The sequence below is a fragment of the Polynucleobacter antarcticus genome (assembly GCF_013307245.1).
GTDB lineage: Bacteria > Pseudomonadota > Gammaproteobacteria > Burkholderiales > Burkholderiaceae > Polynucleobacter > Polynucleobacter antarcticus.
Map to the genome: position 1 here is coordinate 926,939 of NZ_CP028941.1, position 13,278 is coordinate 940,216.

Below are 13,278 nucleotides of genomic sequence, written 5' to 3' on the forward strand. Positions count from 1 at the left end.
ATCTGAGAACGCTGATGCGCACATAACAGATGAAACCTAAGAGATTATTGCAGCGCAGCACGAATGCAATAGCGTTGCTTACAAAACTTCAGGCAATCGGCAGATTTGATTTCTGATGATCTGATGGCATTTTGATCTAATGGCTGCTTAGCCCTAATTTAAGACCTACTGAGATCTTTAAGAGAGCCTGTATCTAATTCTTCCAGCATGGCAGCCAGAGTTTGTTTTTGTATCTTGTCCTTAGATTCCTGCATGGCATCTACTAAAACATCACGGATATCAGCGGCCTCTACCAACTCCATTCCCCAATCAGGGAATAGGCGATCTCGGACCTCATTGCCTTCCTGGAGAAGCACAACATCTGAATGCCGGGGATCAGCAGAAATCAGCTTCATGAGGCTGGTGACGTTGTCGCGAGGACCCTCTAACCACTGAAAAAAGATGCCACTTCCGTAAACCAAGATACCTGTGATGCCAAATCGGGGGTTGTGATGTTGGGCAGAAGCAATAATGCTGGCTATAGAGTCTTCCTTTAGCTCAGGAGTCGCTCGGCTACAGTAAACCAAGTTGTGTATCGATTTACCGAGTCCCTCATCATTTTGTTGTAAGTACATTTAGTTCATTTCCACGTATTGAGTGTTCAAACTACGGACACATTAATCTTACCCAGCTCAAGTCTTCAATCTATCTTACTGGTAAATCGGCATTACCCCAATAGGAGATGCGTTTGGACTATGACACTGAGAATGGCTCAAACAAAGCAAATGAGGTGAATAAAGGAAATGGGGGACTAAATTTGTAAACAAACACCTCTATTTAGTCTACAGCGGTGATTTACTGTAGAAAATAAAACATGTAATGTAGTCATTTCCTATTAAGGTGATTTTTAACTAGAAACGAAAGTTCTATGCGCAAAGTGGTACCCCAGTTTGTTCTCACGCTGATACTGTTTTTGCTGTGCCCACTTGTTCAAAGTGCGGGACCTCAATCGCCAGCAGAAAAAGTACGTATTTATTTGCTTGGTGAAATTCATGACAATCCTCAAAGTCTGAGCCAGCGTTTAGCCTTCATAAACGTACTCATTGAGCGGGGTCAGCAACCCGTCTTGCTAATGGAGCAATTTGATCGTGAAAATCAAGCCGCTTTAGATCTAGCACTTGCAACATGCGCTGATACAGATTGCGTAATAAAGAAAGTAGGCGGCTCTGGCTGGAATTGGGATTTATACATCCCCTTTATTCAGCTCGCTCTCGATAAGAAGGCTACTATGCAGGTAGCCAATTTATCTAATAGTGATGTACGTAAGGTGGTGTTTGAGGGATTCTCCGCTGTTTATGATCCGCAGTTTATAAAGCGCTATCAGCTCGATCAACTGCCGCCTAAATTAATCAAAGCCCAAACCATTGCGATTAAGGACGGTCATTGTGGCATGCTTCCTGAGAAGGCAATAGCCCCGATGGTGCAGGGGCAAATCGCACGTGACGTGTGGATGGCTTACCTGATTCAGAATGCCAAAAGTAATCCAGTAATCTTAATTGCAGGCAATGGGCATGTTCGAAAAGACGCAGGCGTCTATCAGTGGCTTTCTACCCATGAGCAGTCTCAGACTCAAGTACATGGCTATATTGAAAATAAACAAAGCACGGATTCACAATGGTACGACTATGTTCATCTTATGAAGCCAGTGCTTCGAGAGGATCCTTGTCTTGTCTTTAAAAAATAGTCAAAAAGATAAAGTGTGTTAAGTACCTTATCGTAAGTTGGATCGAATAAAGCTTTGTATATCGTCAAAAAATTGCCCAATTCTCTTTTTTAACTCAATCAGTGATTTAAATGGGTTCATCTAGAGTTTTCGCGGTGTTTATTTAGATAGTCAACAGATGCTCTTAGGCCTGCAAATATATTTTAGGCAGTTTACACTTTTATGCTATGACCGGACGCATCAAAAGAAAAGAGATAGCAGCGCAGGCTCTCAGTCAGCAATCTGTTTCTTTGTCTCAAGAGGTGGTGTGCCAACTCTGCCACCGACCGATTCCAAAAGCTCAGCGTGACGCACATCATTTGATTCCTAAATCTCGAGGTGGTGCAGTGACTGTTGTGTTGCATCGGCTTTGTCATCGTCAAGTGCATGCCCTTTTTACCGAAACACAGCTAGCACGTCATTACTCTACGATGGAGGCTTTAAGCACTCATCCAGAGATAGCCCGCTTTGTTGATTGGATAAAAGATAAACCCTCTGATCTCAACACTACCATTCGACGAAGTCGAGACAAAGGGCGATTGTAAATAATAGTTTTTTGCTATCAAGGAAGACTTCTGAATGTATTTATGCAAGATTTAAAAAAACAGCCTTTCAATGCTTACTTGGATTTTCCACCAGAAAATCTTATTGAGCGTATTTGGCAAGAACTAAGGCGGGCCCCACATGATCGTCACCATGACTGGAAAAGACCCGCATTGGCGAGTGTTGGCCTAGATGGGACACCTCAAGTACGGACTGTCATTTTGCGTGATGCAGACGTCGACTTATGGACGCTGACTGCATATACCGACGCACGCAGCGCCAAGTGTTCTGAACTCATTCAATACGGAGCGGCCCAACTCGTATTCTGGAGTGCGCGACTCAATTGGCAGTTACGCGTCACCTCAACTGTAGTTGTTCACACGGATGGTATTCAAGTAAGCAATGCTTGGGCTAAGGTTAGTCAAACACATGCCTCGAAAGATTATTTGAGTGAGCTAGCCCCTGGCAGCGTACTACTTCAAAATCATGGAGAAGATAAAGCTGTCGCTAAGGGTTCTAATGCCTCTAATGCCTCTAATGCCTCTAATGCCTCTAATGGGGATCACTACTTAGCAGTATTAAGCTTTCAAGTACAGTCAATCGACTGGTTGGCTTTAGACCGAGAAGGCCATTGCCGAGCTCGTATTTTTCATGATGGACAAATAGTGGCGCTCACGCCCTAATAAATAGAGCTAGTTATTTTTTTATAACAGGGATTTGATTCTCTAAAAACTGGGCTGCTTTATTGACCGTTGATTTATTTACATCACGATCGACCATATAGTTTGCTTCTTGCATTTGTCTTACATCAATAGCAGACACCATTGGCAAAAGCGCTCGTCGCAGAAATTCATCATTCACGCGCTTTGGCGCTATCAGAATTAATGCATCGTAAGTAGGGGCAGCATTTAAAGGGTCGGTCAAAACACGTAAATTTTGTGCTTTGATACGACCATCACTCGAAAATGCTGAAATAACATCAACCTCATTACTTTCTAGAGCGCGATACATAAAGGTTGGTGTAAATGACTTTTCACTTTGGAAAAGAAGACCATAGCTATTCTTTAACTTTTTCCATTCTGGCCGATTCAAAAATTCCAGATCCGATCCCAGTCTGAGGTTTTGTGATTTTGCTGAAAGATCGGTCGTTGAGACTATCCCCATCTTTTGGGCTTGAGCATCTTTCATCGCCAAAACATAGGCATTTTCAAAGCCCAAAGTCCCCAAGAGCGTAATGCCATATTGGCTCCGAAGTTCTTGTTTTAGGTTTATCAGTAAGCTCTCACGGGGCGGATTATCGGTGCGCCCTAGGACATTGCTCCAGAGGGTTCCAGAGTAATCTACATACACATCAATTTCATCGTTGGCCAGGGCTCTAAAGGCAACTGCAGACCCCAAGCTTTCTCGCTGCTTAACACTTGCGCCCAAAGACTCAAGGCGATTCTCAATCAGTTGAGCAAGAATAAATTGCTCGCTAAAATTTTTAGCGCCAACGACATAGTCTTTTTTGGACTCAAACAGAGCAGGCGTCAAGGCAAAGATTACACCACTGATTAATATCAAGAGACCAAAGCCTATTTTTTTACGATTGCGTAAAGCCAGTCCTGCCTCTATGAGGCTCAGCGCAAAATCTGCTGCTAATGCTAGTGCCGTAGCAGCGAGACAACCAAACGCTACAGAAACCCAATTTTCTGTTTGTAAACCAGAAAAAATATAGTTACCTAAACTCACTTGGCCCACAGAGGTTGCGAGGGTCGCAGTACCAATAGTCCATACGGTTGCGATACGAATACCCGACATTAGTACTGGCGCTGCCAACGGTAATTCAATTTGTAATAACTTTTGCCGCGCGGTCATGCCGACCCCATCGGCAGCTTCGCTTACTAGAGTATCTACACCCAACAGACCGGTGACCCCATTACGCAAAATGGGCAACAGCGCATAAAGAGCCAGTGCCAGCAGAGAAGGTAAAAAGCCAAGCGCCGGAAATGTGACTGAAAATAGAGCATTGGTGAGGTGAGATAAGCCGAGCAATATCGGATAAAACAAAGCAAGCAGCGCTAATCCAGGAATGGTTTGAATAACACTGGCTGCTCCTAGAAGAAAACGACGCCATCCCGAGAATTGCGTGCAAATAATAATTAAGGGTAAGGCTATTGCTAGAGCAAGCAACATTGCTGATGCTGACAGTAAGATATGTTGGGTTAAATAGAGGGGCAGCAAGCTCCAGGCCAGGTCAATTTGTTCACTCATCGACATTTGACCCTAATACTTCATGAACTTTTCTGTTTTGCCGTAACGGTACCGCCATCATGGCTTGCACATCAGGGTGTGTTTCTTGTAGTGCTTGGTGCGGTAAAAAATCTGCAATGATTTGTCCTGCCTTGATGACGATGATGCGGTCTGCCAATAAAAGCGCTTCCTGAATATCGTGACTCACCATGACGGTAGTGAGCTTAAGATTTTCATGCAGCTTGCGATATTCCGTACCCAGCATGTCTCTTGTGATGGGGTCTAGTGCGCCAAAGGGTTCGTCCATCAGCATGATGGGGGGAGCGGCCGCTAAAGCACGAGCGATAGCAACACGTTGCTGTTGACCTCCCGAGAGTTGATGGGGCAGTCGACTTGCAAAGTCTAGGGGTAGCGCCACCATATTGAGTAACTCATCTACGCGTTGGTTAATCCTTTCTTCTGGCCAAGCTAATAGGTGTGGAGTAATACCAATATTTTCAGCAACACTTAAATGGGGAAATAGCCCTGATCCCTGAAATACATACCCAATACCTCTACGTAGTATCGGAGCCTTCGTAGCACTGATGGGTATGCCATTGATTCTTACTTCGCCCTGATCTGGATAGATCAACTGATTGATGGTCTTGAGCACAGTAGTCTTACCAGAGCCGGATGCCCCCAGTAACGCGACAAAGGATTGATCGGCAATCGTGAGGCAAACATCATTCATCGCTAGCAAAGCAGAGTTTGGGAAACGCTTAGTAATGTGGTCTAGCTCAATCAATACACTTCTCTCAGTCTGATGGCGATGAAATAACAATAATGCAATTGCTATTTTTGCGAAAAATCACATATTTAGGGCCAATGAGAGGTTTTTTCAGAATAGTCAGCTTGAATTCTTGATAGAGGAGCTATTTAGACTACTTTCATCCATAAAAGTCTCAAAATCCCCATTTTGAAGCTCTAGAAATAGTATTTCTGTTGAAATGGTTATTTACTGCTCTGCAATATTTTCTAAATAGGAACATACTAGCTAAGTGTTAACCCTAATACTTTTAATAAAGGATGTTAATCGTGAAAGCATTTAAAAAATTGGTAAATAACCTCTACGAGGCTTGGTTTGAAGCACGTGCAGCCTATATTCAGCATTGCGCTGCTCGACGCAATAATTTGCGATAAATACACCTTTTAAGCAATATTAAAAACATTGTGAAAAATCAACTTGATGGCATTAGTGACAGAATTGCCTATTGCATTACTAGGTCACTACGATTCCTAGCAGATACCTTTTTTTCTAAGCGCTATGGACATCGCGCTGTCGTTCTAGAAACCGTGGCTGCAGTTCCAGGGATGGTTTCAGGTATGTGGATCCACCTCAAAAGTCTCAGAGAAACCAAGACAGGCTACGGTCCAAAAATTAGAACTTTATTGGGTGAAGCTGAAAATGAGCGCATGCACCTCATGACTTTTATTGATATTGCTCAGCCTACCAAATTAGAGCGTAGCTTGATCTTATTCGCGCAGTTTTTATTTTGGCATTTTTACTTCGTTCTCTTTGTCTTTGCTCCCAGAACAGCCCACCGAATGATTGGTTATTTTGAAGAAGAGGCAGTCATTAGCTACACACAATATTTAGAGCAGGTGGATGCCCATCCTGAATTGAATATTGCTGCGCCTAAGATTGCCATCGACTATTGGAAGCTGCCAGCAGATGCTAGGTTACGTGATGTCATTATTGCCGTTCGGGCAGATGAGCAAGGTCACAGCGAAGTAAACCATGCTTACGCTGATGAATTTGACTTAAAAACCTCAAAATAGGTTTACTCAACTAGTGCATTAGAGTCGTTCTGGCAAGTCCTTCATACTCACATTAGAATCAATGATCAACAATCTAGGACTAATGAACGTATTATGGGTAGTTACGAGCTAGTTTGGTTTAAGCGGGATTTACGCTGTCAGGATCATGCTGCTCTCACTAGCGCAGCGCGTATGGGTCCAGTGCGCTGTATTTATGTTGTTGAGCCTAAGCTTTGGCTTGAGCCAGACATGGCGCTTCAACATTTCGAGTTCATTCACGAATCTCTTCAAGTTTTAGATGCCGATCTTCGTCTTCAGGGCGCTTGTCTTGAAATTCACTATGGTGCACTCACTGAAGTATTAAGTCAGATTTGGCAAGCAGATCCTTTTGGGCGTCTTCATTCACATGAAGAGACCGGTAATGGTTTTACTTATGCTCGCGATAAACAAGTAGCCAGTTGGTGCCAATCTCACAAGATTGATTGGATGGAGTATCCCCAGTTTGGTGTGGTGCGGGGTTTAAAGAACCGCAACTTATGGCAGGCAGCTTGGGAGCAGCATATGTCAGCGCCCCTACAAAACCCAGGCAAGCTCAATTATTGGCGATATCCTCTGCCACCATCTGGGGTGATGGGGGCCCCAGCGCATTTGCGACATAACCCACCACAAAGACTACGTGGGGGTCGGACACTAGCGCTTTCTACTTTACATAGTTTTTTAAGTGCCCGTAGCTTAGGTTATCGGGGTGGTATCTCTTCACCGCTATCGGCACCGAATGCTTGTTCACGTATATCAGTCTATCTTGCTTGGGGTTGTATTAGCATGCGTGAAGTAGTGCAGCAAACCTACGAATACCTTGAGCAACTCCCGCCTCAGGCCAGTCGACATCGGGCTGGCCTATCGGCTTTTGTGAGCCGACTGTATTGGCATTGTCATTTCATTCAAAAATTAGAAAGTGAGCCTGCGATCGAATGGCGCAATATGCATTCTGGTTACGACGGCTTGCGTGAGCATGACTTTAATGAGGCACACTTCGAGGCTTTGAAAGCGGGGCGAACGGGTTGGCCTATGGTGGATGCATGCGTGGTAATGTTGCGAGAAACGGGCTGGTTAAATTTTCGGATGCGGGCGATGTTGGTCTCCGTTGCAGCATATCCATTATGGCTACATTGGCGCCCAGTCGGAGAGTGGCTAGCAACCCAGTTTTTGGACTATGAACCTGGCATTCATTGGAGTCAGCTGCAAATGCAATCAGGTACCACGGGCATCAACACAACCAGGGTTTATAACCCTATTAAACAAGCGCAAGATCATGATCCGCATGGCCGGTTCGTCAGACAATGGCTGCCTCACATGCGCCAAGTGCCAGATGTTTTCCTCTTTGAGCCTTGGTTGATGAAGACATCACTTCAGTATGATGGAAATATTGGTCTTGATACTGAGATTGCAGATCCGTTGGTAGATCTTAGTCAAGCCACACGAGAGTCCAAGCAACGGTTGCACAGTAGGCGTCAACAGCCCGAGGTTAGGGCAGGTAAGCAAAGCGTTGTTGAAAAGCACGCTTCTCGCAAAAGACCTACTAAGCGAACCAGCGCTAAATCACAGAAATCAGAATCTACCGCGCAACAGAGTTTTGATTTCTGATTCCGTATAGTTATTGGAAAAGGTATTAATTTTCTTTAAGATAGCTATACGGAATTTATGCTTTACCGTATGAAGCTATTGTTTGGCACCTTCAACCACTCTTCGGCCTAGAGAAATTGCATAAGGCACTGTCCTTGCTCCAAGCATTGGATCAGCAGAACCTTCGACTCCTTTCGGCATGATATTGGGATCAAAAGTCATGCTTAAGCAAGGTCCACTACCATCTGAGGAAATAGATGTAATTTTAAGAGCCCCCAGAGTAATTTTCTTTCTTCCTGCGGGCAGCGGTACTGTTGCGTTATCCAGGATATCACCTGCTTGGGCAATTTCAAGATTAAAGTTAAATGAGACCTTGCCTGCTGCAACGCGTTGACGTAAATCATCAAATAAAAAGTTTGGCCCTTTTAATTTTGCCTCTTCGTCAGTTAAGGTCTGCGTTCCATCGGCGGGCTCAAATACCCATTTACCACTTACCTTTTCTTTTTTAGCATTTGCAAAGCTAAACCCATGAACACCCCAATAATTGACTGTTGCATAACTGGCTGGTACTGGTTGAGAAGCAAGAAACTTTCCATGAATTAATACTTCAGGGTTAGCATCGGCAAAGGCTTTGACCTTTACTGGATCAGCAGCCTTAGTGGCCGGATCAGGTTGTAGGGACTGTAGGCGTCCAAGAAGTTGTTCGGGGGTGGCTGAGCCAAACACAGGTACTGAAATATTACCCATTTGCCAAACCTCATTGTTTGGCAAGGTAAATTGCAAGGCCATATTACGTTGTGTCTTTGCATTATCGGCAGCATTTGGATTGCCGCCACCGACAGAGAAGCGAACAATCATGGGGATTTTCTTGCCACTAAAAGCAGAAGAATTAGAAATTTTTCTTCCCTCAGCGCTACCAGTAAATTCCCCGGTGGCGCAAATCCCTTTGGCCCCTGAGCGACGATATCCTTCAAACTTTCCACCAGTAGCTTCAAATTGACTAACCATCTGATTAGGGTCTACATTTGCTGCTGCGTGGGTTGATAAGAGTGTAGTTGTGCCTATCAAAGCTAGTAAGAAATATTTCAAGTGTGATTGAATTGATTTCATAACTGTTCCCATAAAAAAGACACTCTTATAAAAATAGGTGCTAATTATTAAACGAATAGAGCTAAATACATGAATGGCTACAAGTAGCATAAAAAGCACGGTGGAGCTCCCGGTATTTTCTCATCCTGAGTGTATTAGTTTTTATAATTACTGACAACGTATTAGAGGAAATACGCTTGAATTTTTAACATAGGATCTTATTTAGTAATTTTCTGTGCCTACCCATTGGCTGTTAATTTACCTATAAAGCATTATTTCGTGATAAATTATCCAATTATTCACTTAAATCTCGAGTACTAATAAATCAACATCATGAATACTGTTAAAAGTTGCCTAACCCACAAGTCCAATCAAATTGTTGCTGTAGAGCCGAGTTCCCCCGTTCGTATAGCCTTAGAGCTCATGCGAGACAAAAAAGTACGATCTATTCTTGTCATTGAAAACGGTGCTCTGCATGGTATTGTTTCGCAGGGTGATTGCGCAATTAAGGTGCTATTAAAAGGGCTGGACGCTAGTAAAGTTTTAGCCCAAGAGATCATGACGAAAAATCCCATAACCGTTACTTTATCTGATTCACTAGAGCAATGCATGGGAGTCATGGTGTCTAAACATATTCGACACTTACCGGTAGTAGATGGCAATAAGGTACTTGGTGTCATCTCGATTGGCGATATTGTAAAAAATATCATTGACCAACAAGGTGTCCAGATTAATTATCTTGAAACTTATATTAAAGGCCACGGAGCTTCTTAACTCTTACCAGTTGTTTTTTATAGCCTTGTGATAGACGCCGAGTCATCTCATCTCAATATCTCTTAACTTTTCTTCCTTAGTATTGAATATTTTTATAAATTTAAGAGTACTTAGTGACTGATTTAGCTTGGGCCAGGAAGTATCTGCTAAGTTAGAGCTTCTAATTTGGCTAAAGCACTTAATTTAAATATAAATAGCCTCGGCCGCCCTCGAGCTTAGACTGGTTGTTTCTTATACGGCGTCTACTAATTATGAATTCAAAAAAGACCGACCTTCCCCTAGTCGAGGATATACGTCTTCTAGGTAAGATTTTGGGTGATATTGTGCGCGAACAAGAGGGGAATAGTATTTATGATCTTGTGGAGAAGGTACGCACCTTATCCGTTACTTTTCACCGCGACGCTAATCAAAAGGACAATAAAGAATTAACTAATCTATTAAAAGGCTTAAGTAGTGATGATGCCATGAAGGTATTGCGAGCTTTTACTTACTTTAGTCACTTAGCAAACTTGGCTGAAGATCGACACCATATTCGTCGGCGCATTGACTATGAGCGTAAGGGTATCTATCAGGATGGCAGTATTTCTGTGGCAATGAAAAAACTGCACGCCGCTGGAATTACCACCAAAGTAATCTCCAAGATGCTGGAGCAAAGTTTAATCTCTCCAGTATTAACTGCTCATCCGACAGAGGTACAAAGAACCAGCATCTTAGAAGCCGAGCGCGAAATCGCCCACTTACTCGTTACGAGAGATCAAATTAAGGAATCTTCAAAAGTAATGCATTCAAGTAAAGATGCATTGCTAGTGAGAGAGCTCAAAGTCAACGAGGGTCAAATTCGTGCACGGGTACTTCAACTCTGGCATACCCGTCTTTTACGGTTCACTAAATTAACTGTTGCCGATGAGATTGAAAACGCTCTCAGTTATTACGAATCTACTTTCTTAAGAGAAATTCCTAAGATTTATGCCCAACTAGAGGAGTCACTGGTAGGTAATCCGGTTGCTAGCTTTTTAAAGATGGGGCAATGGATTGGGGGTGATCGCGATGGTAATCCTAATGTTAGTGCGCAGACCTTAGAGTATGCGATCCAGCGGCAAGCCGAGATGGTCTTACGCTATTACCTGACTGAGGTGCATCACTTGGGTAGAGAGTTATCTGTTTCTGCATTGTTACTCAAGTTCCCTAAAAAGATGCAAGCACTTGCTGCTGCATCGCCTGATACCAATGAGCATCGTCAGGATGAGCCCTATAGAAGAGCTTTAACAGGGATGTACGCCAGATTAGCTGCGGCATTAAAAATATTGACGGGAAGAGATGCCGCTAGACATGCGGTGGAGCCCCAAAATCCTTATAAAGATTCTCAGCAGTTTTTAGAGGATTTAAAAACTATTGAGTCATCATTAATCTCACAAGGGGCTAAAACCCTTTCAGATAAACGTCTGCATGGCCTCATTAGAGCGGTTGAGGTGTTTGGATTTCATTTGGCTACAGTAGATTTACGCCAAAGCTCAGATATGCATCAAGCCGTGATTGCAGAGCTTCTCAGTATCGCTGCTATTGAGGGAAATTACTCTGAACTTACTGAAGTACAGAAGCGTAAACTTCTGATTTCTTTGCTGCAAGACCCGCGCCCAATGCGCGTAAATGGCTTTCAGTATTCTGATTTTGCTATTTCAGAGATTGCTATTTTTGAGATGGCCAAGAAGATGCGCCAATTATTTGGCCATGATGCGATTCGTCATTACATCATCAGCCATACTGAGACAGTGAGTGACCTATTGGAAGTATTGCTTTTGCAAAAAGAGGTTGGCTTAATGCATGGAGTGTTGGGTAAAAAAGCTAGCCTAGATTTAATCGTGAGCCCTTTATTCGAGACGATTGAAGATTTACGCAATGCTGCTCCTATCATGCAAGATTTCTATGCTCTACCAGGTATTTTGGATCTGATTAAGCGCTCTGGTGCAGAGCAGGACATTATGCTGGGCTATTCAGATTCTAATAAGGATGGCGGCATCGTGACTAGTAACTGGGAGCTCTACTGTGCAGAGCTTGCTTTGGTTAAGGTATTTGAGCCCCTAGAAGAAAAGCAGGGCATCAAGCTTCGCTTATTCCATGGACGAGGTGGCACTGTGGGTCGTGGAGGTGGACCTAGTTATGAGGCTATTCTTGCTCAGCCCCCTGGAACAGTGCGTGGGCAAATTCGTTTGACAGAGCAGGGTGAGGTAATTGGATCTAAATATGCTAACCCAGAGATTGGTAGACGTAATTTAGAAACCTTGGTTGCCGCTACCCTTGAGGCTAGCTTATTAAAGCCTACAAAGCCTGCAAGCAAATCCTATTTAGAGGCGGCTGCCAAGATCTCCCAAGCGAGTATGAATGCGTATCGAGGCTTGGTATATGAGACCCCTGGTTTTGCAGAGTATTTTTTTGATGCGACACCCATTCGAGAAATTGCAAAACTCAATATTGGTTCTCGACCAGCGAGTCGTAAGCCAAGTCAAAAAATTGAGGACTTACGGGCTATTCCATGGAGCTTTAGTTGGGGACAATGCCGCTTAACTCTGCCGGGTTGGTATGGCTTTGGATCAGCCGTACAAGAGTTTCTGAATCAACCTAAGGCTGCAGATAAAAAAGCAGCATTACATTTACTGCAAAAGATGTATCAGGAATGGCCTTTTTTTAGGACCCTACTTTCTAATATGGATATGGCGCTAGCAAAGAGTGATATGGCCTTAGCCTCACGCTATAGTGAGCTGGTGGCAGATACTAAGTTACGTAAAAGAATCTTTAGCGCGATTGAAGCTGAGTGGGGTAAAACGATCGAGGCTCTCAAGCTGGTAACGGGAGAGCAGGTACGTTTAGCAAATAATCCAGGCTTGGCTAGATCTATCCGTCATCGCTTTCCTTACATTGACCCCTTACATCATTTACAAGTGGAACTGGTTCGGCGCTATCGTGCTGGCAAGCATGATGAGCGGGTTCAAAGGGGTATCCACATAGCCATCAATGGAATTTCAGCTGGATTAAGAAATACGGGTTAAAGAGTGGGGCACATACCAAACTCTTTAACTATAGATTTACCACCTCAATACATTCGGTATTGACCCACTCTAAAATCGCGCCAGAAAGTAATTGACTTAAACTTTTAGATCAGTGACTACAGCCGCTTTTTTGGCAACAGATTTTTTCGCTGGAGCTTTTTTAGCAACCACCTTCTTCGCTGGCGCTTTCTTAGCAGTTACCTTTTTCGCTACGACTTTCTTAGCAGTTACCTTCTTCGCTGGAGCCTTCTTAGCAGCTACTTTCTTAACGGGTGTTTTTTGCTCTAATTTATCTAGTGCCTTACCCAGTTTAATGATCAGTTTTTCTCTATCTGACTCTAATTTCTCTAGCTTTTTTAATAATTGCTTTACTAATTTCTTTTGACTCATTTTTATATCCTTTAATTTGATTGATTAAGAAGATCGTAGTAGTCG

The 13,278-nt window shown here is 43.4% G+C and carries 12 protein-coding genes; 7 read left to right on the forward strand and 5 right to left on the reverse strand.

The features are described 5' to 3' along the window. Positions 1–158: 158 nt before the first annotated feature. Complete coding sequence (locus tag DCO16_RS04835) at positions 159–614, reverse strand: BLUF domain-containing protein (RefSeq protein ID WP_173942602.1); 456 nt, start codon at positions 612–614, stop codon at positions 159–161. 293 nt (positions 615–907) lie between these two features. Between DCO16_RS04835 and DCO16_RS04840 the strand changes: the two genes are divergently transcribed. The 3 genes from DCO16_RS04840 to DCO16_RS04850 all read left to right on the forward strand — a co-directional run bounded on the left by DCO16_RS04840 (position 908) and on the right by DCO16_RS04850 (position 2,967). After that, positions 908–1,723, forward strand: a complete 816-nt coding sequence (locus DCO16_RS04840) for a ChaN family lipoprotein (RefSeq protein ID WP_173942603.1) — start codon at positions 908–910, stop codon at positions 1,721–1,723. Between the two features lie 206 nt (positions 1,724–1,929). Beyond that, complete coding sequence (locus tag DCO16_RS04845; protein WP_173942604.1) at positions 1,930–2,286, forward strand: HNH endonuclease; 357 nt, start codon at positions 1,930–1,932, stop codon at positions 2,284–2,286. Between the two features lie 42 nt (positions 2,287–2,328). Next, positions 2,329–2,967, forward strand: coding sequence for a PNPOx family protein (locus DCO16_RS04850; RefSeq protein ID WP_173942605.1), 639 nt, complete (start codon positions 2,329–2,331; stop codon positions 2,965–2,967). Positions 2,968–2,980: 13 nt separating this feature from the next. On the opposite strand, the gene DCO16_RS04855 is transcribed toward DCO16_RS04850, so the two are convergent. Next, a complete protein-coding gene (locus DCO16_RS04855) occupies positions 2,981–4,537 on the reverse strand; it encodes an ABC transporter permease/substrate-binding protein (protein ID WP_173942606.1) in 1,557 nt (518 codons plus the stop codon). Next, positions 4,530–5,300, reverse strand: a complete 771-nt coding sequence (locus DCO16_RS04860) for an ATP-binding cassette domain-containing protein (RefSeq protein ID WP_217426701.1) — start codon at positions 5,298–5,300, stop codon at positions 4,530–4,532. The genes DCO16_RS04855 and DCO16_RS04860 overlap by 8 nt, the downstream gene beginning before the upstream one ends. Before the next feature lie 425 nt (positions 5,301–5,725). Between DCO16_RS04860 and DCO16_RS04865 the strand changes: the two genes are divergently transcribed. Beyond that, positions 5,726–6,334: an alternative oxidase gene (locus DCO16_RS04865; RefSeq protein WP_254598106.1), complete on the forward strand. Its 609-nt coding sequence runs from the start codon at positions 5,726–5,728 to the stop codon at positions 6,332–6,334. 93 nt (positions 6,335–6,427) lie between these two features. Then, complete coding sequence (locus DCO16_RS04870; RefSeq protein WP_173942607.1) at positions 6,428–7,957, forward strand: cryptochrome/deoxyribodipyrimidine photo-lyase family protein; 1,530 nt, start codon at positions 6,428–6,430, stop codon at positions 7,955–7,957. Positions 7,958–8,032: 75 nt separating this feature from the next. Here the strand turns inward: DCO16_RS04870 and DCO16_RS04875 are convergent, their stop codons facing one another. Beyond that, entirely contained in the window at positions 8,033–9,046 is a 1,014-nt protein-coding gene (locus tag DCO16_RS04875; RefSeq protein WP_173942608.1) for a catalase family peroxidase, read from the reverse strand. 312 nt (positions 9,047–9,358) lie between these two features. Between DCO16_RS04875 and DCO16_RS04880 the strand changes: the two genes are divergently transcribed. Both DCO16_RS04880 and ppc read left to right on the forward strand, forming a co-directional pair. After that, positions 9,359–9,799 (forward strand): CBS domain-containing protein, encoded by a 441-nt coding sequence (locus DCO16_RS04880; protein WP_173942609.1) that lies wholly within the window; start codon positions 9,359–9,361, stop codon positions 9,797–9,799. A 251-nt stretch (positions 9,800–10,050) separates the two neighbouring features. Then, entirely contained in the window at positions 10,051–12,843 is a 2,793-nt protein-coding gene (ppc, locus tag DCO16_RS04885; protein WP_173942610.1) for a phosphoenolpyruvate carboxylase, read from the forward strand. Positions 12,844–12,939: 96 nt separating this feature from the next. Here the strand turns inward: ppc and DCO16_RS04890 are convergent, their stop codons facing one another. Next, positions 12,940–13,233 carry a serine/threonine protein kinase gene (locus DCO16_RS04890; RefSeq protein WP_173942611.1) on the reverse strand — a complete coding sequence of 98 codons (294 nt, stop codon included), beginning with the start codon at positions 13,231–13,233 and terminating at the stop codon, positions 12,940–12,942. Between the last annotated feature and the right edge of the window lie 45 nt (positions 13,234–13,278).

Coding starts and splice junctions, on each gene's coding strand:
- DCO16_RS04835 (WP_173942602.1), bottom strand. CDS start 614: ATGTACTTACAACAAAATGATGAGGGACTCGGTAAATCGATACACAAC.
- DCO16_RS04840 (WP_173942603.1), top strand. CDS start 908: ATGCGCAAAGTGGTACCCCAGTTTGTTCTCACGCTGATACTGTTTTTG.
- DCO16_RS04845 (WP_173942604.1), top strand. CDS start 1,930: ATGACCGGACGCATCAAAAGAAAAGAGATAGCAGCGCAGGCTCTCAGT.
- DCO16_RS04850 (WP_173942605.1), top strand. CDS start 2,329: ATGCAAGATTTAAAAAAACAGCCTTTCAATGCTTACTTGGATTTTCCA.
- DCO16_RS04855 (WP_173942606.1), bottom strand. CDS start 4,537: ATGAGTGAACAAATTGACCTGGCCTGGAGCTTGCTGCCCCTCTATTTA.
- DCO16_RS04870 (WP_173942607.1), top strand. CDS start 6,428: ATGGGTAGTTACGAGCTAGTTTGGTTTAAGCGGGATTTACGCTGTCAG.
- DCO16_RS04875 (WP_173942608.1), bottom strand. CDS start 9,046: ATGAAATCAATTCAATCACACTTGAAATATTTCTTACTAGCTTTGATA.
- DCO16_RS04880 (WP_173942609.1), top strand. CDS start 9,359: ATGAATACTGTTAAAAGTTGCCTAACCCACAAGTCCAATCAAATTGTT.
- ppc (WP_173942610.1), top strand. CDS start 10,051: ATGAATTCAAAAAAGACCGACCTTCCCCTAGTCGAGGATATACGTCTT.
- DCO16_RS04890 (WP_173942611.1), bottom strand. CDS start 13,233: ATGAGTCAAAAGAAATTAGTAAAGCAATTATTAAAAAAGCTAGAGAAA.